Below are 22,875 nucleotides of genomic sequence, written 5' to 3'. Positions count from 1 at the left end.
TCTATGGGGATAAAAGAATCAAAAACGCGTACAGCCTTGAGTGACGGTCCCGACTGGAGCTTTGAGCTGTTACAAAGTTATCTGAAAGAGATTGAGCGGGTGGCGGCCATTTATAAGCTAAGCGCCTATCCCAATCAAATCGAAATCATCACCGCCGAGCAGATGATGGATGCCTATGCCGGCATTGGCATGCCCATTGGCTATACCCATTGGTCCTTCGGCAAACGTTTTATCGAAACCGAACAAGGCTACAAACGTGGGCAAATGGGGCTCGCCTACGAAATTGTGATTAACTCTAACCCTTGTATCGCGTATTTAATGGAAGAAAACACCATTACCATGCAGGCTTTAGTAATGGCCCATGCCTGTTTTGGCCATAATAGTTTCTTTAAAAATAACTACTTATTTAAGACCTGGACGGATGCAAGCTCGATTATCGACTACTTGGTGTTTGCCAAAAACTACATCAGTGATTGCGAACAAAAATACGGTGTCGAACAGGTTGAAAGCATCATCGACTCCTGCCACGCTCTAATGAATTACGGTGTCGACCGCTATAAACGCCCATCGGAAATCTCCTTTAGGGAAGAACAGGCAAGGCAAAAAGACCGCGAGGCTTACCTGCAAAGCCAAGTGAACGATTTGTGGCGCACCATTCCCACCCATCAACAGCAGCAACCTTCGACCACTAAGCGCCGCTTTCCCGCCGAGCCGCAGGAAAATATTCTGTATTTTATTGAAAAAAATGCACCATTGCTGGAGTCATGGCAGCGGGAAATTATCCGTATCGTGCGTAAGATGGCGCAGTATTTTTATCCGCAAAAACAAACACAAGTGATGAATGAGGGCTGGGCAACCTTCTGGCATTACACCATTTTGAATCATCTATACGATGATGGCGTGGTCACCGACCGCTTTATGATGGAGTTTTTGCAGAGCCATACTGGCGTTGTCGCCCAGCCTGAATATAACAGCCGTTACTACAGCGGCATTAATCCCTATGCCCTCGGATTTGCGATGTTTACCGATATTCGGCGCATGTGTGAGTCTCCCACAGAGGAAGACAAAGCCTGGTTCCCTGATATTGCGGGCAGTAATTGGCTCGATACCTTACATTTTGCGATGCAAAACTTTAAAGATGAAAGTTTTATCAGCCAATACCTGTCACCGAGGGTGATCCGTCAGTTCAAACTGTTTGGCATCCACGATGATGAGAAACGCAATTATCTGTCCGTGTCGGCCATTCACGATGAGCAGGGCTATCAAGACATTCGTAATCTACTCTCGCAGCAGTACAATTTGTCGAATATTGAACCTAATATTCAAGTACATAACGTTGAGATAAATGGCGACCGCTCCTTAACTTTAAGGTATGTCCCCAGTAATGACATTCCGCTCGCCAGCACCTATAAGGAAGTGTTAAAACATCTGCATCGCCTCTGGGGCTTTACCGTCAGCTTGGAGCAGTTAAATGCCGATACCAGCGTAACCTTGTTAGCCTCCTGTCCAGAGCAACCAAAGGCCGACTAAATATCGCTTGAATTAAAAAGCAAAAAGCCGTTTCTCAATGAAACGGCTTTTTATTTAACCAGTCTTAAAACAGGCCACTGACCACTTTTACACTTCAGAATCGAAACTTAAGCGTTACCGTCCTGCTGGGCAATCGAAGATGGCATATCGTCACGCAATTGCAACCACATTTTGCCGCTGTTGATACCGTAGGTACGCATTAATGCGGGCACATCGATATAGTTTTTAGCTTTGGCTAATATTTCGAGTTCTTTATAGAAGTTCAGCGCTAACTGACGCGCCTCAGGACTACTGAAATAGTAACGACCCACCCGGCTATACAAACCTTTAAAGCCGTTTAAAATCAACACGTACAGTGGATTACCAGAAGAGAAGGCCAAGGTGTGGTGCAACAGGTAATCATACTCGGCGAAGGATTCGGCCGTATCTTCTAATTGGTGAATTTGTCCTAAGACTTCAACGGCGGTATCTGGGCTGTTGCGCAGTGCGCCACGGAAGTAAATCGCACTGACATTGGTGCGAGCCGACAGCAATTGGTCCACCAGCACAGGGAAACCTTCCGGGTTGAGATCCGCAATCGTCTCAAGAATGTTAAGGCCCGAGGTTTCCCAAAAATTGTTCACCCGAGTCGGTTTACCATGTTGAATTTTCAACCAACCATCACGGGCTAAGCGTTGCAGCACTTCACGCAAGGTAGTACGTGTAACGCCAATTAATTCAGAAAGCTCACGTTCAGCCGGTAAAATGGACCCTGGGGGAAACTTATTTTCCCAAATCGATCTTACAATATACTTCTCTGCAAAACTTGCAGGTCCTTTGGCATTGATAATCATCAGCCCACTTTTCCAGTTGTTGTGCTTTATAATGGTCACTGATCATACCAGAGCGGTAAAAAATGGAAACCATTGACTGAGGCTCACCTTAAAATCACCGTACAATTGTCACAGAAATGTTCAAAAAAACGACATGAATCAACAGCAATTGTGCCAATTTTGCCGATTAGCTCCGCTTTTTGAAATCTGGGTTTCAGTATATCGTTACATTAGCATTCTCTTTAGGCTAGACTGATTTTCTAAAACAAATGCCAGAAACAATAACCTGTGCAATTTTAAAAGATAATTAGAAGAGAGGATGCCATGCCGATGACAATGAGTCAGGCGTTTATTGGGAACTTCTTAGGGAATTCTCCTAAGTGGTACAAGATCGCAATACTGTCGTTTTTAATAATCAATCCAATACTCTTTTTCTATGTCAGCCCCTTTGTGGCTGGTTGGGTATTAGTACTTGAGTTTATTTTTACCTTGGCAATGGCGCTAAAATGCTACCCATTACAACCCGGTGGTCTATTAGCGATTGAAGCTGTCGCCATCGGCATGACCTCAGCAAGCCAAGTGCTGCACGAAATTGAAGCGAACCTTGAAGTGCTATTACTGCTGGTATTTATGGTGGCCGGCATTTACTTCATGAAGCAGCTACTGCTGTTTGTGTTCACTAAGATGATCACTAAAGTACGTTCGAAAATCTTAGTGTCTTTGTTGTTCTGTCTAGCTTCCGCCTTCTTATCCGCCTTCTTAGATGCGTTAACTGTTATCGCCGTGATTATCACCGTGGCGGTTGGTTTTTACTCCATCTATCACAAAGTCGCCTCAGGTAAAGATTTCTCGGCCGATCATGACCATACCTCCGAAGGCAAAAATGACGATGGTGAAAATCAGCTCAACGAAGACGAGCTGGAATCCTTCCGTGGTTTCCTACGTAACCTGTTAATGCACGCCGGTGTCGGTACTGCATTGGGTGGCGTGTGTACTATGGTGGGTGAACCGCAAAACTTAATTATTGCAGCTCAAGCAAACTGGCAATTTGGCGAATTTGCGATCCGTATGTCACCTGTGACAGTGCCTGTATTGTTCGCAGGTATCCTCACCTGCTTTATCGTCGAGAAATTCCGTTGGTTTGGTTATGGTGCCCAGCTTCCGGATGCGGTGCATAAAATCCTATGTGATTACGCCGCCTATGAAGACGCACGTCGTACCAACAAAGACAAGATGAAGCTGGTTATCCAAGCCTTTGTGGGTGTGTGGTTGATTGCGGGTCTCGCGCTGCACTTAGCGTCTGTGGGCTTGATTGGTCTGTCTGTGATCATCTTAACCACGGCCTTTAACGGTATTACCGATGAGCATGCGCTAGGTAAAGCCTTCGAAGAAGCCCTGCCCTTTACGGCCTTGTTAGCGGTGTTCTTTGCGGTTGTTGCCGTAATCATCGACCAACAACTGTTTGGCCCTGTCATCCAATGGGCACTAAACCATGAAGGTAATACCCAATTAGTGATCTTCTATATCGCTAACGGTTTACTCTCTATGGTCAGTGATAACGTGTTTGTGGGCACGGTTTACATTAACGAGGTCAAAGCCGCCCTGATTAACGGTCAAATCACCCGGGATCAATTCGACCTGTTAGCAGTTGCGATTAACACTGGTACTAACTTGCCTTCGGTGGCAACACCAAACGGTCAAGCCGCATTCCTGTTCTTATTGACCTCGGCTCTTGCACCGCTGATCCGTTTATCCTACGGCAGAATGGTTTGGATGGCATTGCCCTACACTATCGTGCTATCGATTGTGGGCGTGATGGCTATTCAATCGGGCTTCTTAGAGCAGATGACCCAGTACTTCTATGACTCCCATGCAATATTGCACCACAGTGTTAAAGAAGCGTTAGCGCCTGCTGCAGCTCACTAACATAAATATCGGAGTTGACTGAACTTTATGAGTTCAGTAAAGTCAAAAAAACGCCCTACCTTCGAGGGCGTTTTTTGTTGATACGGAGTTCACTTTTGACAGCATTCACTCGCTTTGCCCATTCCCGCGCATCTTGGTTCATTCTCACAGGCTCTGCGATTGCCCTCGAAGCGGCCGCCTTGTATTTCCAATATGTGATGAAGTTAGACCCCTGCGTGATGTGTATCTACCAGCGGCTCGCCGTATTCGGCATTTTGGCATCTGGACTGATTGGTATGACGGCGCCCAAGTTCCTTATCGTTCGCATTCTAGGCGCCATTGGTTGGGCCGTCAGTGCAACCTGGGGACTAAAACTGGCGCTAGCCTTAGTCGATATGCAGAATAATCCTTCGCCCTTCTCGACTTGCTCATTTTTACCCGAATTTCCAGCTTGGATGCCACTCCACGAATGGTTCCCATCCGTCATGTTACCCACGGGCATGTGTACCGATGTGCCATGGCAGTTTATGGGCGTCACCATGGCCGAATGGATGGTGGTTGCCTTTAGTGGTTATCTGGTCGCACTGTTACTGTTTATTGTGCCCATCCTAAGCGGTTCGAATAAACCTTCGCTCTACAAATAATCTTCATCAATAATCTTCCTAAGGCAGACATGAGGTCTGCCTTATTTTTAACGACCTCTGTCAATATTTATCACCGAAAGCACTGTGCGAACTTTGATTTAAGCCAATGGCAAATAGGCGAAAAAACGCTAAACTGGCTCCATGATAACGGCATTTGGAATGCGTAGAACATGGATAAACGGCCTCTCATTGAGCCTCAAGCACCGTTAACCCAATGGCAAAAAAGCCTGCCGTTTAAACTCAGCCTGATCCAACTGTTGATCGCCAGCATACTGATCTTCAGCACGGCGTGGGTCATTCTCAACATTCAGACCCAACAGATCAGTGAGCAACAAACTCTGCTCAATCAAAACCATGGCCAAATCATCATAGCCAAATTGCAGGAAATGACCTCCCAAGTGGAGAATCAGGTCAATGCCATCAGCCAAATCGCCATGCTATACCGTTATGAGCCCGAGCAGCTCAGTAAGAGCATTCCGGTATTACTCTCGATTGAAAATCAAAAGGCGATTATTTCAGGTGGCGGGATTTGGCCCGAGCCAGGGGCATTTGACCGGCAAAAGTTTCGCGATAGCTTATTCTGGTCACACAATATTCACGGCGAATTAGTCGCCATCAATAGCTATAACGACGACAGCTTTCCAAGCTACCACACCGAAGAATGGTATCGGCCAACCCGCTATTTTCCCGTGGGAAAAATATTTTGGTCTAAATCCTACGTCGACCCCACCACCCATGAGCCTATGGTGACCGCATCGGGCGCCATGTGGATGGACCATCAGTTTATTGGGGCGGCCACTACGGACATCAGCCTTGAAAAACTTAGTCAGCTCCTACGCAATACCATGCTCGATGTGAGCGGCTATGTGATAGCCCTCGACCATCAAAACCAAATCTTGGCCTCGCCGAATAGCGATAATTGGCCGCAATCCTCGCAAAATCCGCCCCATACGCTACAAACCTTCGACGAGTTAGCAAAAACAGAGGCGGCCTTCAGCCCAATCGCCTCGGCACTGCACTTAGCCGACCGCAGTTTTATCGAACAAGCCGTGGCTGAGCGCGTATTTACCCAAGAGCAAATGGATAACCTCACCCGCCTAAGCGGTGACAATGAACGGGAGATGCTATCCGCCATCGTCAATGACAATGCTAAGAGCCAGTTCTCGAGCCCAAGGCGGATAGCCTCTGTTTCATTAACAATGGACCCCATCCTCAAAGGGCCTTCGCTGGTGTCGGTGTTTTTAATGCCCCACACCTACTGGAAAATTCTCGTCGTCACCCCCATCGCCCCCTTACAGGACACGGCCAAAAAACTTATCGAAAAAGTCGGGCTCTCCCTAGTGCTAATTCAGATGCTCGGCCTTATCCTGCTGTTTTTGCTGCAACATCGACTGATTATCGCCCCCATTATGGAGATGGTGCAGGCACTCAAACGCAATGATTCGGCGTCTATCGAATTAAAAGCCAAGGAGCGACACGATGAGGTCGGCCTGCTCGCAAAAAGCTTTTTATCCCGCACTCAACAGCTTGAAGTTGCCATGGCCAGTTTAGACGCCAGTAATCTCGCGCTCGAGCAGCAATTGCTAACCCAACAACATTTTCAGCAGGAGTTGAGTCAGCGCAAGGAGCAATTAAGATCCTTGCTCGACTTTTCCTCCACCATCATTTATATCAAAGACTTAAATGGCCGATACACCTTAGTAAACAACAAATACTGCGAAGTTTTAGGGATTGAGCGGCGCAAGATCATCGGAGCCACGGACTTTGAGCTGTTCCCAAACTCACTCGCACAGCAGTATCAACAGAACGACCAAAGGGTCACCCATAGCCACGAGGCCCTGCATTTCGAAGAAGTCATTCCCTCCCTTCGAGGCGAACTTATCTATCAAATAAGTAAATTCGACATTCGCGACGATGAGGATAATTCCTTGGGCGTCGGCGCCATAGGCTTTAATGTGGACTTGAGAAAACGCCAAGAAAAAGAACAAGAAAAGCTGCTGCAAGCGCAATTAAGCCTGCTTAAAGAGCAGCAGCACAAGACCCAACTCTCGCAGCAAGAAAACAGTCAGCTCAGGGAACAACTCGCGGCGATTCAAGATGAGATCAATCAGCAAATCCAACTCAACTTGAGCAAACAGCAAAGTCAGAAACTGATGCAGAACTTCCTAGCCGATGTCATGAGCCAAATGATGCTCGAGCAGGACAAACTCCTCGCTCAGATCTGCCAAGTGCGCAGTAAAGAGGATGACAGCCATCAAACCCAAGTGGTACAGCTGATGAGCCAGCAGGCGGCGAGACTCAGGCACATATCGCAGCTGTTTACCGATCAGCATAGTGAGATACGCCCGCTGCATTTAGCCCAGTTTATCAATCAATTACTGAGCTTATTACAGCCACAATTGTTGAAAACTCAGGTTAAGGTCAAGCTAGAGTGCGACGAGCAATTGGTGATAGATGGCAATGCCTGGCAATATTTGCAGTTTTTCTACCGGCTTATCAACAACACCTTGCACCATGCCTTTAAAGAGCATAATCAAGACAGAACCTTAGTGTTAACACTCGAGAAAAAAGACGGTGAGTTGTACATGCAGCTTAAGGACAATGGTGTTGGGATACCAATAACACACCTTGAGCAGCTAAGACAGGAAATGCAACAAAACCAATGTATTGGCACACTGACTTGCATTAATCTTTGGATAAAAGAAGAATTACATGGCGAGCTGAAGGTAGAGAGTGAGCTCAATCGTGGCACTCTGATTGAGTGCCACTGGCCATTATCTGCGATATAGCCACGGCTATACACAAACCGATTGAGAGAAACTAATCGCTCGACTTATCGAGGGTCACATCCACCAGATAATGGCCCTGTAGCCAGTTACGCCCAATCAAGAGTTTATTGGACATCTGACTGCGATCCTTCAGATTCACTTTGACGGGATACTCCAATCCCGGCTCACCTAAGGTCAATTCGACCATATAACGCACTTCACTCCCCTGCGCGTTCCGGATAAGCGAGGTATCGACAATCCGTGCCCTTAACCGCTTTTCCTCACCACGCTCATTTTCGGTGGTGAAATTAAGCCACTTACCGATGTTGTTATCCATATTGGTAGGATCTTCATCGTCAATCTTGATATCGACCGCATGCAGGGAATTTTCAACCGCGCCGGTATCGATGCGTGTTTTAAAGGTCAATTCCGCCTCTTTCACATTGATAAAAGCCGTCGGGCCAATCAGACGTTTCTCGGCCACATCGACAACATAACGTCCCGCTAACCAATTACGGCCGATCAGTAATTTGTAATCCATATGGCTTCGGTCACGTAGATTAACGGCAACCAGACGATGCTGGCCCTCAAAACCAATATCTAACTCCACCAGATAGCGCACTTCACTGCCTTGAGCGTTATTCACTGTGGTGGTCTTTAAAATTTTCGCTGCTAAGCGCCGCTGCTCACCCGCCTCATTTTCGGTGGTAAAGTGTAGTGTTTTACCTATGTTATCCTGCATCTTGTCGGATGCACCGCCTTCAACTTGCAGATCGATGGCATGCAAGGAGGTATTCGCCGCGCCCGTATCAATTCTTGCCTGAAAATCCAGTTGTGCGGTGATTAGGCGCATCTTCTCCGATTGACCAATTATCGCCTTAGTGTCAGCAGATACCGCGCTCTTAGCTGTCGTTTGCGCCTCTTCGCTGACTTTGCCGCAGCCAGCAAGACTCAAACTTGCGATAACGGCGCCTAGCAATAATGTGGTGCAACGACCGACACTCTGATGTTGTAACATCCTCACTCCTTATCTGAACGATGACGGGTCAGCCACATTGAGCCCCATCACCTTGGTCGATGTAGGGGCTAGTGATAGCATAAAAGCACAGGAAAAGAGCCGAAAAACACTAAGCCGGGGGCAAATACAGCATTTAAGCCAATGAATAAATAAGAAATAGTCACAAGTTAACACACTATGGTTACAGCCGTTACACCTCTGCCACTTTCGCTTCGTCTAACCAAGCCTTCGCCAGCGCGCGCTCATGTTCGCTAAAAACCTTCACCGGACAGGGCAACATAAAAGCCAGTGTATTGACCATAGCACCAAGGCTTTGCATGTCCGCAATCATCACAACCCGCGAGAAATCACTAAAATGAAACACACTGAGTAAAGCATCATCCCAGAGTGCACCCACGGTAATACCAATAAAGTCTGGGCTGAACTCGTACCATAAGCGAAGGCTTGCATGATCCTGCAACTTGGCCTCAATTGCAGGCAGCAGTAAGGCTTCGATATCTTCATGGGTGACTTGGCCAGATACTACTATGGTCAGCATATCTTCGGCATAGCTTGGACGTATGGTTAGCATCATGCATCTCCCTTTACAGCGCAGTAGAAAATACGGCTATAGAGTAAAGATATACCCTGTAAATGAAGATGCTTGAAAAGTGTGCATTATTTTACTCAAACTTTGGGGAAACGGATGCGATAACGGATGCGATACGAAGTGAGATGGTTTGCAAAGGTTGCACACGAACATAACACTATGCCCGATAAAGTAGGCTCCACTGACTTCGCACCCTCAACACCAGCACGAAAGCCATCGACTGGTGACATCAAACAACGCGCAGGCCGAAGTTACAAACTAAAAGTGAAGTAATGATGGGGATAACTAACGAACGGATAGGACTAACCCCATAGACAAGGTTAATCCTAAGATTAAGCCTAGGCGAAGGTATTACACATGGACTTGGATTTTCGCAATTTCTTGATCGAATAAATTCTTGATAAGGCCTGAAAACTCAGTGATAAACAGCGTTTGTTCTGGCGTGGCTCTATGATTTGCCACTGAGGCTAAGATTTCCTCAAGATCGTACACAATCGCATCGACCTCACGGATAATGGTGTTTCGTTCGGCAAAAGAGAGGGAAGGATTTTGGCCGCAAACCATAATAATCTGTGCGGATAATTGCTCTTCAAACAACTCCATCACAGTATCATCGGACACATTTTGGGTATCAGGCGTTTCGAACAAGCCAAGATGCTCAGTCAAATACTGGATCAAATGCATGTAACCGTCTTTATCTGTGACCATTTTTTACCCTTCACACACCAAAATCTATCGCCAAAGGCGACACTGAAAAAACCAAACCCACCTATTAAGTGGTCGATATAAAGATTTGCACGTCAGCCACTCACTAACCATATCTCGAACTGGAGAGCTGACGTATTGATCTAAGCCAATCTTATCGCTGTTACTTTGTTAAGGTTAGTACAAACGACACAGGAACGGCTTGGCTAATACTAGATAAACCCGCGATATCACGCAATTTATCCACACCCGAGACCAAATCGAATTCGTTAGCATTGACTATTATCGGCTGAAAACTGCTAACCATCAGTTTATTATCAGATACTTTGGTTAAAATTACCGAAAAAGTTTTCGTTTGTTGTTTGCCATGGAGGGAAATTTTCCCATCGATGTCAGCAACCTTGGACTCACCCACGGCAAGATCTTTGAGCATCTTGGTATCCACCTGCGAGCTTAATTTCAACTCGGGATACAAGGACACCTCAAACAACAGGTTTTGCATACGCTCATCGCGTACCTCAATACCAGTTGCCACGCCGACCAAAGGAATGGTTAATTCAAATTGACCATTATCTTTAAGTACACCATTGAGTTGCTTAAAGTGGTGAACTTCAGCGATATCACCCTTTTTTACCGATACAAAACTGACCCGAGAATCCTGCTCCATCACTTGCCACTGGGCCGCACAACTAAAACTAACCAGCGTCGATAATGCCGCGATTCCTATCCATTTTTTCATTGTATCTATCCTCAATCAGTGAGTTTAAAGGCAAGACAGTCACCCGATAACACGCGCGTAACCGCCAAATCACTCAGACAATCTGTGACAAAGATCACCTAAGTCTCGCTAAAGATACTCTTTTTCTTAATTAGCGACCAGTTAACTATCGTTAAACTCGCACCAACCACTTATCTAAACTATTGGCAAAAGCCTGTTTATCCGCCGCCGATAACGCATCTGGGCCACCCGTGTGTACGCCCGATGAACGTAAATCTTCCATAAAATCGCGCATCGTCAATTTTTGGCGAATATTGTCAGTGGTGTAGAGTTCGCCGCGGGGATTGAGCGCCAGCGCCCCCTTTTCAATCACTTGCGCCGCTAACGGGATATCGGCGGTGATCACTAAATGCGTTGGCTCAACATGGTTGACAATGTATTGATCTGCCACATCAAAGCCTGAGCCGACACGCACTTGGCTGATATAGGGCGACGGCGGCACCCGAAGCATTTGGTTCGCCACCAGCACTAACGGTAGTGATTTACGCTCAGCCGCGCGAAATAAAATCTCCTTAATCGGGTTTGGGCAGGCATCGGCATCGACCCAAATCTTATACTGTCCCACGCTTACGCTCCTAGCCAATTAAGGTGCTAAACGGTCAATGACCCATTCATCCGCTTGGCGAGTGTAGAGGAAGCGGTCATGCAGTCTGTGCTCCCCGCCCTGCCAAAACTCAATACTCGAGGGCTTGACCAAGTAGCCGCCCCAAAAACTTGGTAATGGCACATCGCCCTTGGCAAATTTGGCTTTCATCTCAAAGAACTTGCCTTCGAGTACTTGTCGCGCGCTCAGTTTACTCGATTGCTGTGACACCCAAGCGGCAATCTGGCTATCCTTGGGACGGGTCATAAAGTATTTCAGTACTTCGGCAGTAGAGAGTGGCTGCGCCTCACCGAGAATCGATACTTGGCGTTCAATCGGATGCCAAGGGAAATGCAGGCTCACTTTATTGTTGGTTGCGATCTGCTGCGCCTTACGACTGCCTAGGTTAGTGAAGAAAACAAATCCCGTGTCATCGAAACGCTTTAATAACACTATCCGCTGGTAGGGCTGACCATGCTCATCGACTGTGGCAACACACATTGCCGTTGGGTCGCTGAGCTCAGCATCGCGAGCTTGCGTCATCCATAACTCGAATAGCTGCATGGGATTTTGAGGTAAATCGGCGCGTCTTAAGCCGCCTTTGGTGTATTCGCGGCGAATATCACTGAGATCTGTCATAGGGTTTCCTTTTACAAGCGCACAATGATTGCCATCGGTGCAATCCGCTGATAAGGCAAGTTTACCATGCCTTACTCGCAATTCGCTGCTCTGTTATTAAGCCATCAATAAAAAAGCCAAGGCAGATAACCTTAGCTTTTTATTGATAATCCAGCGCTTAAGCAAGGTACTGAGATAGTACTAAGATGGACTAAAGCGGCGCAGGCGAAACTCACCAGAGTTTGCCACTACATAAACTCGGGCTGTAACACTTGGGTTTCAAGCTGTTGGTAATGACTAAAGGTGATCTCCCCTCCAGATGCTGTGGTGACCTCGGCTTGGCCAAGACACAGATGCTCAGGGAGTCCCGCGGTAAGAATGGGCTGATTAAAACTAATCAAATCCCAACTGATTGGAGAGAATAAATCTACTAGCCGCGCCACAACGGGATGGGAGTAATTCGCTAAATCGAGATTAGTCTCGAAGCTCACATAGGAATGCTCCCCTAGCCCCAGAGATGGCGTAATATGCAAGGTAACATAGTCTGTCCCACGTATCGCATTCAACGAAAACCCAGCAGGCTGAAAACAATGCATATCAAACTGAAAATCGCCGAAAAGTTGCTGAAATCCAAGCCGCTGATAAATCCCCTGCTCAGTTTGTGTCGGCAGCTTGAGATAATCGGCAAGTTCGCCACGGATGTGGTACATCATCAATTCAAGGCAAGTCTCGGTTGAGGATACAGTTTGCTTGTCAGTACAAAACAGATAGTGATGATGTGAGTCTAAATGGCCCACTCGAAAGGCTTTGCCGGGGATCAAAGTCCGCAATTTCGCGATATCGTCCACAAAGCTCGTGCTTTGTCGCTGGGCTTGGTATTCATTCTTGCGCTGATAACAGAGTGCGGCGATGTGCTCCACGCCTAAGGCGTTGATAAAATGGCAGGCAGCATCCACTAAGGTGCTATTACCGCAGGTGAGTAGCAGAATTTTATCATCCCAGACGAACAAACTGGATTCACTCAGTAGATAGGCATCGCAGGCTGGATTACTGATTGTGGACAGGATTTCCGCATTGGCGCAGGCCACTAAGGTTGACCAAAAGCCGTACTCTCGTTGGCGTAATGACGCCATCTTGGGAGTAAGTCTGATTTCAAGCTTTTTTTCCGCGCCTTCAAAAAACATCAAGCCGTACGCCTCATCTTATCCCTGTGTTTGGGCATCTATTGGTATATCAGTTATTCATGCTTCACTGGCAACGCTGACTTAAGTGAATGCACACATTTAAGACTGGTAATCCATCAATTTCGCGCGGCTATTTTTACACGACTGACGCCGCAATAAAACCACCGAGCTTGCTGTTACAAGATTCCAGCCTTACAAAGCACTCACGCTTATAACTCGCTAGCAAAAACAACTGGCCATAAAACAAAAAGTCAGCCTAAGTGTCCCTAGGCTGACTTTTTTAACACACTCAATATTAAGAAAAATCTTCTAAATAAGTGTAACCTTTTAGGCCCACTTGCAGTTCTTCTAAAATCTGGGCGCGTTCTTCTTCGGCAATGTGCTGATTCACTAACTCTTCGTAAGTACGCATAAAGTCAACGGCATCTAAGTTAACATAGCGCAATACGTCAGCAACCGTATCACCGGCAAGGACCGACTCAATGTTGGTCATACCGTTCTCTTCGATGCTGACCACCGCAGAGTTGGTATCACCAAACAGGTTGTGCATATCACCTAAGATCTCTTGATAGGCGCCAACCATAAAGAAGCCCATCAGATAAGGACTTTCAGCGCTCCAAGCCGGCACTGGCAGCGTGGTTTCAATCCCTTGACCGTCTACGTATTGGTCAACAATACCGTCAGAGTCACAGGTGATGTCCAGCATCACGGCACGGCGCTCTGGCGCCTTGTCTAAACCAGACAGTGGCAGCACAGGGAACACCTGATCGATACCCCAAGCATCCGGTAACGATTGGAATAATGAGAAGTTAACGAAGAACTTATCGGCTAACTTTTCGTTTAACTCATCGATAATCGGTCTGTGGTAACGGTTTTTGGTGCTTAACAAACCTTGCACTTCGTGGCATACACGCAGGTTAGCCTGCTCAGCCCACGCACGTTCTGCCAAGCTTAATTGACCCAAGGCAAACAGCGATTGCGCTTCTTGCAGGTCACTTTGGCTATCGTGGTAAATCTCAATCAAAGCACGTTGGTCAGCGCGGCCGCTTATCTCAGTCCAAGATTGCCACATGTTGTGCAGCAGCTGTGGTGACTCTTCCGCAGGTGGCTGAATTTCTTCGACTTGATAGGCTTCAGTACCAATCACATCGGTGATCAACACTGCATGGTGCGCCGTTAAGTGACGGCCAGATTCTGAAATAATACGTGGCATAGGTTGCTCGTATTCATTACAGATATCGGTAAGCACGTTGACGATGTTGTTCGCGTATTCGCTTAAGCCATAGTTCATTGAGTTGTTACTTTGGCTACGGGTACCGTCGTAATCCACCGCTAAACCACCGCCGACGTCGAAGCAGTTAATGCTGGCGCCTAACTCACGTAATTCACAGTAGAAACGCGCCGCTTCGCTCACACCTTGACGAATATCACGGATGTTGGCGATTTGTGAACCTAAGTGGAAGTGCAGTAACTGCAGAGAATCTAACATATCCTCTTGTTTTAACTGATCAACCACGGTCAGAATTTGCGCTGCTGATAAACCAAACTTAGACTTTTCACCGCCGCTGGCTTGCCACTTGCCTTTACCTTGGAAAGCAAGGCGAGCACGTAGACCTAAGCGAGGTTTCACCCCTAGACGCTTAGACTCGGCCAACACCATCTTCAACTCAGACAGTTTTTCTAAAACGATGTAGACCTTATGGCCTAACTTTTCACCAATTAAGGCTAAACGAATGTATTCGTTATCTTTGTAACCGTTACATACGATCACTGAACTGGCTTTTTGCGCCATGGCCAACACGGCCATTAATTCTGGCTTACTGCCGGCTTCTAGGCCTAATTGTGGAACTTCTTTTGATGCTTGGCTCGCAAGGATCTCTTCTACCACAGTTTTTTGTTGGTTTACTTTAATGGGGTAAACCAGCAAATAGTCCGCCTGATACTCATATTTTTGTATCGCTTGGTCGAATGCTTGGCACAAACTGTTCACTCTGTGGTGCAGAATTTGCGGGAAACGAACTAATACAGGTAAAGCGACCCCTGCTTTAACCATGTCTTTTGCTAGCTCATTTAAGCCAATCTTGTGATCAGGATTCTTAGGATCCGGCGACACTGTCACCTCACCTTGGTCGCTGATCCCATAAAACCCTTGGCTCCAGTGGGTAACGTTGTACCCAGCACGAGCAGCATCAATAGACCAATCATTCATTTTTATTTAGCCCGTCTATAAAAAAATGGGTTAAACGGCCACAGCATTCTTGCGCGACCGCCCGTTCGACAAACCCAGGTAAAACAAATATTTACCTGACATACAATTAGGATGAACTCACCCTATTTAATGCAGCAAAATCAACCCAGCTTAGGTGACATTGATGCGTTTTTCCTTAACGCAGCCGGGGTAGACCCCAGATTCTTATTACTTTGGCGATGGTAGGAGATTGCGTTCATATCACCCTTTATCGCCAAGGTTTCTCACCAATGGCATTAACCTTAGCGCGCTTTGAGGTTAAAAAACACCCAAAACCCTAACGTTAGGCGTCGCATCACAGCTCAAGACCCAAAATTCACTAACAAGGGGTTTTAAGCATGTCTACAACAACAGGTAACACTAAAGGAACAACATTACATATTAAGCGGCTAGGCAAGACCGAGCGCACCTAATAACAGGCAAGATTATTGTAACAGGGGACTGTTGGCTTCTTCGCGGCCAGAATTGATACGGATTAACGTGAGATGTTTAAGGCTGGTATCGTCATAGGGCACAACGATTGAGCGCTGACATTGTGATGCTTTTAGGCAAAGAGCAAAAAATGGATGCTTGTGCATTAGCTAAACAATTCCTCTTAACCCCATGTAACCATTATAAATTGTACGTTACACGGTTAATGACCTGTGAACCATAAAACCATTACAACTCACGTAATATTTGTCATGTCTGTAACGAGCGAAGTCGTTAAACGGCGCAATTAAACCGCGCAATGTCACAGATTGCAAGCAAGAATCTCATTTAATATTTTTCATTAAAATATAACAAACACCTCATTAACAGGGATGACTGCCTAGCGTAGGGTTAATTTCCATAAATTAATAACTTAGAGAATAATCCTACTTTTAATACGTTCAATATTTTTTAATAGGCTTGCAGAATAAATGGCTAACAATCGCAGCGGCGACATGATTTTTAACGGCTACTAAGCCATTAATCCTAAAGTGCAAACCTAAAAGCCGAACTGGAAGCTGCCGTTTACGGATAAAGCGGTTATAATCACCGCCGAATGACATCTATAGATAGAGAGCTACATGGTACAGATAGGAAAAACCTGCAAACTTGAGGTGGTAAAACAAGTAAGCTTCGGTGTGTATTTAAATGCCCACGAATTTGGCCAAGTGTTACTGCCCAACAAAGCCACCCCAAAAGATTGCCAAGTCGGTGACTGGCTAGAGGTATTTTTATATCTGGACTCTGAAGATATTGTCATTGCCACAACGCGCAAACCGCTTGCGCAAGTCGGTGAGTTTGCCTATCTAAAAGTCGTGGCAACGGGTCCCTACGGGGCATTTTTAGACTGGGGATTAGATAAAGATCTGCTGCTGCCCTTTGGCGAGCAGCATAAACCCATCGAAGAAGGCCGCTCATACCTCGTTTACGTGCATGTTAACCGCGCGGATGAACGTATTGTCGCCTCATCAAAAATTGATAAGTTCCTCGATAAAACTCCAGCGCAGTATGAAGTGGGTCAACAGGTTGACTTATATATCGGTGGCACCACAGATTTAGGCTACAAAGCCATTATTAACCATGCCCACTGGGGCGTGATTTACCAAAACGAAGTGTTCCAAAAGCTGCGTTTTGGCCAAAGGGTTAAAGGTTTTATCAAACAAGTGCGCCGCGATGGCAAAATCGATCTGGTCTTGCAGCAAGGCAGTAAGCAAGAGCTCGATAAGCATGCGCACATTATCTTAGTAAAACTCAAGCAAGCGGGTGGTTTCTTACCGCTGACCGATAAAACCGATGCCGAAGTGATTTACGAGCAACTCGGCATGAGTAAAAAAGCCTTCAAGAAGAGCATCGGCGGCCTGTTTAAAGCGGGCAAATTAAGTATCGACGATGATGGCTTACGCCTGACGGAAACAGACTGATCAGGCAGAATAGTCAACCGAATACGGAACTTAGCACTCTCTCCCCCTAATGTTCGTGCTTTATTTGTGCAAATAGTTGGCCTTAAACCTCAGTTTACCGACAAGCGCTAGGATATTAAGCATGGCTCTGTTATAACAAAGCCATGCTTTTTTCTTTGGAGCTTATATGGAACTCACGTTACACGAAGCCAGAGTTATCGGTTGCCTACTTGAAAAAGAAGTCACCACCCCAGAGCAATACCCGCTTTCACTCAATGCCCTGACCCTCGCCTGTAATCAAAAAACCAGCCGCGATCCCGTATTGGACTTAAGTGAGGCGCAGGTTCAAGACGCCCTCGATTCATTGAATAAAAAGCGCTTAATCAGCGAACAATCCGGCTTTGGTAGCCGAGTCGTCAAATATAAGCACAGATTCTGCAACACCGAATTTAGCGAGTTACAACTTTCGAGCGCTGCGGTAGCCATTGTCTGTTTGCTGCTGCTTCGCGGCCCACAAACGCCGGGCGAATTGCGTACCCGCAGCAACAGGCTGCATGACTTTAAAGATGTGCTCGAAGTGGAAGCCTGCATTAAGCAACTGATGGAGCGAGATAAACCCGTGCTAGCCCAACTGCCACGGGAGCCGGGTAAGCGTGAATGCCGTTACACTGAGCTGTTCTCCCAAGGTGCTGAGCAAATTAGCGCCGCGTCATTCACCAGTGCCGACGCACACCCGCTAAACGAGCAGGATAGACAACAACTGGAAGCAAGAGTCACGCAGCTTGAAGAGCAAGTGGCTGAACTTAAAGATAAGTTAGACTCACTTATCGCTTCTTTATCCTAACCGCGCTGCGGACGACTTTCGCGAATGGTCGCTCTTAATGATGACTAACGTGAAAGTTTGTCCGCTCACTCACTGACGAGACAGCGAATGACACCGAACGCTCCCAGTACATTCAACAACATGCTTTTGATCGCTGGCTTTGAATGTCGAAAATTTCTATTTAACCTTCGCGGGATTATCGCCCTTATCGCCTTTGCATTAGTGTGGGGCATACTATTGCTCTACCCCATCCAAGGCGCTTCGACCCTATTGATGCAGCCCAATATCAAAGATCTGATCGACGGTCTCTTAGGCAACCAAGCACTCAATGTACTGTTTGACTGGCCCGTGGCGGAAATGGCCATCTTCTGGTGCTTTGCGCTGTATCTGTTTCCCATGTTCAGTATTTTGATTGCCGCCGATCAGTTTTCCTCAGACAAAACCCGCGGCACATTGCGCTTCTATACCCTAAGAACCAGCAAAGACAGCCTGCTCTTCGGCCGCTTTTTGGGGCAAATCTTGATCCAAGGTCTACTGATCTTATTGACCATACTCGCCACCATAGCACTGGCACTCACTCGCGATATCGGCTTGTTATTACCCGCATTAACGTCGGGGGCCTTGGTCGGCGTCAACTTGGTTATCGTGATTTTACCCTTTACCGCGGTGATGACCCTATTGTCCCTCTATGCCAACACGGCAAGACAGGCTATGGTGCTCGCCACCATCTTGTGGACCGTCGTCTCAATTGCACTATTGATTTTGGGTAATCAATCCAGCTTATTTGAAGGTTTACAATGGATATTACCGGGCGCTCAACTGTCGAACATGGTCAACACCAATGGACTCAATAGCTTTGCCTACGCACCTATTCCCCTATTACAAACTGCATTCGCCCTCTTCCTTGGCCGCGTTTATATCCAAAGGAGTCAACTATGATCCTCATTCAATGCCAAGGACTGTCCAAACACTATGGCAGTAAAAAAGCGCTCAATAACGTTAACTTAACCCTCGAAGCGGGAGCGCCCATCGCCTTGGTTGGCCCTAACGGAGCAGGTAAAACCACACTGTTTAGCCTGCTCTGTGGTTACCTCACCCCAAGCGCGGGCACGGTGCGTATTCTGGGAGAAGCGCCCAATAGTCCAGCATTATTAGGCCAAATTGCCGCCCTGCCACAGGATGCAACGCTCGATCCCAATTTAACCATTATCAGCCAGTTAAGCTTCTTTGCGCGTATTCAAGGGATGGATAGCAAGCAGGCAAATCAAGAAGCCCTGCGAGTACTGAATTTAGTTGACTTAGCCGAGGTGGCGCAGCAAAAGCCACCGAGTCTAAGCCATGGGATGAGTAAACGTGTGGCGATTGCCCAAGCCTTAATCGGCTCGCCTAAGCTGGTATTACTAGATGAACCCACCGCAGGACTCGATCCCGCCAATGCCAAGAAAATCCGTGAACTCGTCAGAACGCTTTCGCCCAGTATCACCTTTGTGATCAGCTCACATAACTTGGACGAGCTCGAAAAGCTCTGTGACCAAGTGTTGTATCTAGATAAAGGTGAGTTGGGCCAATCGATTTCGATGCGCTCATCCAATAGCGGCAGTGATTATCTCACCCTCACGATGGAACACTGCGACAGTGAAATGCTTATCCAAGCCGTAGGTCAAATACCCGGAGTAGTGAATATCACCTCAAAACAAGCCCATGTATTTGTTATCCAATTGAATGACACGGCAAATCGCCATTATGAATTTGAAACCGCCCTGCTCGCCTTATTTAAGCTGCAGCATTGGCAATACAAGATGCTGCTGAAAGGACGCACATTGGAAGATACGTTATTTTCTTAACCGTTATTCAGTTACAGCAAACTTCAATATAATCAAATTAAAGTATCCACTCTTAATTAAGTTTAAAAGTGGATACTTAGGAGTATGGAGTTAAGCATTTTTTACATTTAAATATTTCAGCTACAGATAAGAAATAAAATCATCTACGGAGCTATAAATTTTCAATGTTTGCTCTGGTAATTTTGCAAAATCATTCCAACCCACTGAGTTTGGACACAAATCAAGCATGCTAAACTCATCATCACTGATATATTTTTTCAATCTGTTTAATTGCTCTTTTGATAACGCCTCACAGTTCAAAGAACCTATCCTATCAAGCTCAGTTTTCACATCAAACAGCTCTCCTGCTGACTGCAAGCGTTCAAGCTTTACTAGCAGCAAGTCATAGGATGTAACGTTAGCAAGATTAGAGAGTTTATTGATTAGCTCATCAGCAGCATCAAGATCTTTCAATGCTAAATGCGCCAAAGCCATCGTTTTAAGATAAATCACCTGAGTAGCAGGATAAGTGATTTCAGCCAACTTAGGCTCCAACATGTTAATGAGTGTCTCAACATCAGCAGTATCGCCAAGTTGAATCTGAAGTTGTAGCTTTGAAATCAGTGACAGAATATAAAAATTACTGGCTTCACCATAATGCTTTCGGTAAAAAGGTAGAGCTTCATTACATGCATTCAGCCCATTTTTGATATCGAGGATATCAGGCTCGAATTGTTTAGCCGAACTGCTGCACTGAGAATATGCAAAATAACCCGCATGTCCAATATTTCCCTTTGCTTTATAGTGTTCGCTCAATAAGTACAGTTGATTTAAATACAATTCTTGTTTATCAAAAGCATTAGCAAATACTGAAAACTGTAAGTAATAATTTAACGCATTTTCACCGTAACTCGATAGCTCAGGGGATACAGTCACCATTACTTGATAAGCGTCTGCGAATCTTCTTTCAGAGATGGCATTTGTCAGTTCAATGATAAAATAATTAGTTCGATAAACGGCTGGAAGCGTGTCAGCATCGATTGAGTTATAAATTTCATCAATGATATCGCCGAGCTTAAATCGATTAATAGATGCTGACTGTTTGGCTAAAATGGCCAACACATAGACAGATGGATGTTTGTTATCATAAAGGGAGTTTAATAACCCAGTGTTACTGACGATCCGATGATTAAGATTTTCAACGGACTGCTTTCCTTGTAAATTTGACATGATATACCAATCGTGCAACAGGCTCGCCCAATGTTTGGCAGATACAGATGCGATATCACTTTCACTTTTATCAAGCAGCGCCTCTAATTGTTGTAATTTATCTTGGTCTACCGTATTAGATGACGCAATAATACTGGCATGCTGCAACAGTATTTCTTGGTTTATATCTTTTGCTCTCAGGTGCGGTATCACAGACTGAAACAACTGATGATAAGCTTTGTTAGACAAAGGTGCGCTGCCAATTTCCCAATCTACTAATGCAAATAATCTGTTGTCACCTGTATTGGGTAATGATGCAACTGCATTATTTAACATCTCTAATCGTTTTTCGATATCCTGACGGCGATTATCCATGATGTCCAATTCCAATTGGAATTTGGTCGCGATCAAATGCTCTGTCGAATATTCAGGCAGGCCTGATGTGAGGTTAATGAGTTTGTCACTTTCAAGTCGTGCTTTGACGTAATCTCCAATCACTTTATTAGCTTCCATCAACGACAATGTAAAACGCACTGCCTGCGCTTTAGGAAGCAAGTTCAACTCTACGTGACTGGCTGACTCGACTAACGCCCGTTGTCGTTCAATTTCACTGACCACTTTCACATCAACTTGGGCCAGCATAGCTTCAGCCAACTTCAAGTTACTGTCCGCCAACTGAGCCTGCTGCATCGATTCCAGTTTAGCCTCATAGTAATGATAGCCAGTCACCGATCCTGCAATGCAAAGTCCAATGGTCATAGACACAGCTAAGCGATGCCGCTTAAACCATAATCCTGCATTGTAACCTCGGCTCGGATAAGCAAGAATTGGGCGAGAAGCGAGATAGTTGAACAGCTCAGTTTTGAGTTCAGCTACAGTCTGATACCGCTCTTCGACCTGAGCTGCAGAGGCTTTAGCGGCAATCCTTCCAATAATCTTGTCGTCAGGAACTAAAATGTTAAGTACCTTTCCCAAACTATAAATATCTGATGCAACGGTAACTTTCCCACCAGCTTTTTGCTCGGGTGAAGCATATTCAAACGACAGCGCATTAAGATAGAACTGGTCACCGTTCCCCTGCTCCCCCATCAATTTTGAAATACCAAAATCAATTACATGCACGCGCCCATCATCGTCAACCAAAATATTGTCGGGCTTAATATCACGGTGCAGCACTTGGTTTGCGTGGGAGTGAATAATGCCATCAAGCACTTGAATAAACACCCTGACTTTATCCGCTACCGAAATAAGCGGCATGCAATACTGGGTAATGGACTCGCCCTGAATATAGGGCATGACAACATAAGCCATGCCGCGACTATCTTGTCCAGCATCAAGGATGGTCACAACATTGGGATGACTCAGGGAGGCTAACGCCTGCGCTTCATAATTGAAAAAGGAGCCAGCTTCTGCAGACATAAGCGCTAGTGGCACCGCTTTAATGGCCACAACTTGAGAATACGTACCATCTTGGCGTTCACCTAGATACACATGTCCCATCCCGCCTTGTCCTATCTGGCGTATCACTTTATATTTGCCGACGATATCCCCTTCATCAAGTATATCGAATATCCCTTCAGCAGCCTGCTGAATACCAGCTTGAAATAGTTGAGTGGTATCCATCTCTGGTATATTCAACATGGTGCACAGACGCTGATACAGTGAATAATCATCATGCTTAAGCGTTTGCAAATACGCCTCTTGTTCGGAAGAAGATAATTCAGACAGGCGTGAAAAGTGTTCGTACAGTGAAGACATGCGGGTTCC

Annotated in this window: 19 protein-coding genes; 8 read left to right on the top strand and 11 right to left on the bottom strand. The window is 46.0% G+C overall.

What is annotated here, in order from left to right:
* The first annotated feature begins 3 nt into the window (after positions 1 to 3).
* The gene (locus SHEWANA3_RS08665) at positions 4 to 1,530 is read left to right on the top strand and encodes a SpoVR family protein (protein ID WP_011716672.1); all 1,527 of its coding nucleotides are present in this window, start codon (positions 4 to 6) and stop codon (positions 1,528 to 1,530) included.
* Positions 1,531 to 1,637: 107 nt separating this feature from the next.
* On the opposite strand, the gene fadR is transcribed toward SHEWANA3_RS08665, so the two are convergent.
* Positions 1,638 to 2,363 (bottom strand): fatty acid metabolism transcriptional regulator FadR, encoded by a 726-nt coding sequence (gene fadR, locus SHEWANA3_RS08660; protein WP_011716671.1) that lies wholly within the window; start codon positions 2,361 to 2,363, stop codon positions 1,638 to 1,640.
* 303 nt (positions 2,364 to 2,666) lie between these two features.
* Between fadR and nhaB the strand changes: the two genes are divergently transcribed.
* The 3 genes from nhaB to SHEWANA3_RS08645 all read left to right on the top strand — a co-directional run bounded on the left by nhaB (position 2,667) and on the right by SHEWANA3_RS08645 (position 7,680).
* A complete protein-coding gene (nhaB, locus tag SHEWANA3_RS08655; RefSeq protein ID WP_011716670.1) occupies positions 2,667 to 4,268 on the top strand; it encodes a sodium/proton antiporter NhaB in 1,602 nt (533 codons plus the stop codon).
* 95 nt (positions 4,269 to 4,363) lie between these two features.
* Positions 4,364 to 4,891 carry a disulfide bond formation protein DsbB gene (gene dsbB, locus SHEWANA3_RS08650; RefSeq protein ID WP_011716669.1) on the top strand — a complete coding sequence of 176 codons (528 nt, stop codon included), beginning with the start codon at positions 4,364 to 4,366 and terminating at the stop codon, positions 4,889 to 4,891.
* 170 nt (positions 4,892 to 5,061) lie between these two features.
* Positions 5,062 to 7,680 (top strand): PAS domain-containing protein, encoded by a 2,619-nt coding sequence (locus SHEWANA3_RS08645; RefSeq protein WP_011716668.1) that lies wholly within the window; start codon positions 5,062 to 5,064, stop codon positions 7,678 to 7,680.
* Between the two features lie 31 nt (positions 7,681 to 7,711).
* On the opposite strand, the gene SHEWANA3_RS08640 is transcribed toward SHEWANA3_RS08645, so the two are convergent.
* From SHEWANA3_RS08640 to SHEWANA3_RS23470, 9 genes are all read right to left on the bottom strand, one after another.
* A complete protein-coding gene (locus tag SHEWANA3_RS08640) occupies positions 7,712 to 8,677 on the bottom strand; it encodes a RimK/LysX family protein (protein WP_011716667.1) in 966 nt (321 codons plus the stop codon).
* 190 nt (positions 8,678 to 8,867) lie between these two features.
* Positions 8,868 to 9,248 carry an STAS/SEC14 domain-containing protein gene (locus SHEWANA3_RS08635; RefSeq protein WP_041412987.1) on the bottom strand — a complete coding sequence of 127 codons (381 nt, stop codon included), beginning with the start codon at positions 9,246 to 9,248 and terminating at the stop codon, positions 8,868 to 8,870.
* A 369-nt stretch (positions 9,249 to 9,617) separates the two neighbouring features.
* Entirely contained in the window at positions 9,618 to 9,974 is a 357-nt protein-coding gene (locus tag SHEWANA3_RS08630; protein WP_011716665.1) for a DUF3802 family protein, read from the bottom strand.
* A gap of 160 nt (positions 9,975 to 10,134) precedes the next feature.
* On the bottom strand, positions 10,135 to 10,710 hold the full coding sequence (locus tag SHEWANA3_RS08625; RefSeq protein WP_011716664.1) for a YceI family protein: 576 nt from the start codon (positions 10,708 to 10,710) through the stop codon (positions 10,135 to 10,137).
* Between the two features lie 151 nt (positions 10,711 to 10,861).
* Positions 10,862 to 11,314, bottom strand: a complete 453-nt coding sequence (locus tag SHEWANA3_RS08620; RefSeq protein WP_011716663.1) for a YaiI/YqxD family protein — start codon at positions 11,312 to 11,314, stop codon at positions 10,862 to 10,864.
* Positions 11,315 to 11,332: 18 nt separating this feature from the next.
* Positions 11,333 to 11,971 (bottom strand): pyridoxamine 5'-phosphate oxidase, encoded by a 639-nt coding sequence (gene pdxH, locus SHEWANA3_RS08615; RefSeq protein ID WP_011716662.1) that lies wholly within the window; start codon positions 11,969 to 11,971, stop codon positions 11,333 to 11,335.
* Positions 11,972 to 12,198: 227 nt separating this feature from the next.
* Positions 12,199 to 13,134 (bottom strand): adenosylmethionine decarboxylase, encoded by a 936-nt coding sequence (locus tag SHEWANA3_RS08610; RefSeq protein WP_011716661.1) that lies wholly within the window; start codon positions 13,132 to 13,134, stop codon positions 12,199 to 12,201.
* A 295-nt stretch (positions 13,135 to 13,429) separates the two neighbouring features.
* Positions 13,430 to 15,343, bottom strand: coding sequence for a biosynthetic arginine decarboxylase (speA, locus tag SHEWANA3_RS08605; protein ID WP_011716660.1), 1,914 nt, complete (start codon positions 15,341 to 15,343; stop codon positions 13,430 to 13,432).
* Positions 15,344 to 15,807: 464 nt separating this feature from the next.
* The gene (locus SHEWANA3_RS23470) at positions 15,808 to 15,960 is read right to left on the bottom strand and encodes a hypothetical protein (RefSeq protein ID WP_011071981.1); all 153 of its coding nucleotides are present in this window, start codon (positions 15,958 to 15,960) and stop codon (positions 15,808 to 15,810) included.
* Positions 15,961 to 16,434: 474 nt separating this feature from the next.
* Here SHEWANA3_RS23470 and SHEWANA3_RS08595 point away from each other — a divergent pair, with 474 nt between their 5' ends.
* From SHEWANA3_RS08595 to SHEWANA3_RS08580, 4 genes are all read left to right on the top strand, one after another.
* Positions 16,435 to 17,274 carry a S1-like domain-containing RNA-binding protein gene (locus SHEWANA3_RS08595; RefSeq protein ID WP_011716659.1) on the top strand — a complete coding sequence of 280 codons (840 nt, stop codon included), beginning with the start codon at positions 16,435 to 16,437 and terminating at the stop codon, positions 17,272 to 17,274.
* Positions 17,275 to 17,440: 166 nt separating this feature from the next.
* Complete coding sequence (locus tag SHEWANA3_RS08590) at positions 17,441 to 18,097, top strand: DUF480 domain-containing protein (RefSeq protein ID WP_011716658.1); 657 nt, start codon at positions 17,441 to 17,443, stop codon at positions 18,095 to 18,097.
* Positions 18,098 to 18,184: 87 nt separating this feature from the next.
* The gene (locus tag SHEWANA3_RS08585) at positions 18,185 to 19,015 is read left to right on the top strand and encodes an ABC transporter permease subunit (protein WP_011716657.1); all 831 of its coding nucleotides are present in this window, start codon (positions 18,185 to 18,187) and stop codon (positions 19,013 to 19,015) included.
* Entirely contained in the window at positions 19,012 to 19,920 is a 909-nt protein-coding gene (locus tag SHEWANA3_RS08580; protein ID WP_011716656.1) for an ABC transporter ATP-binding protein, read from the top strand. The genes SHEWANA3_RS08585 and SHEWANA3_RS08580 overlap by 4 nt, the downstream gene beginning before the upstream one ends.
* Before the next feature lie 120 nt (positions 19,921 to 20,040).
* On the opposite strand, the gene SHEWANA3_RS08575 is transcribed toward SHEWANA3_RS08580, so the two are convergent.
* Positions 20,041 to 22,866 (bottom strand): serine/threonine-protein kinase, encoded by a 2,826-nt coding sequence (locus SHEWANA3_RS08575; protein WP_011716655.1) that lies wholly within the window; start codon positions 22,864 to 22,866, stop codon positions 20,041 to 20,043.
* Between the last annotated feature and the right edge of the window lie 9 nt (positions 22,867 to 22,875).

Source organism: Shewanella sp. ANA-3, assembly GCF_000203935.1.
In the GTDB taxonomy this organism is placed as follows: Bacteria; Pseudomonadota; Gammaproteobacteria; order Enterobacterales; family Shewanellaceae; genus Shewanella.
Note: the sequence above shows the minus strand (reverse complement) of the source record. Positions and strands in the feature narration are given on the sequence as shown.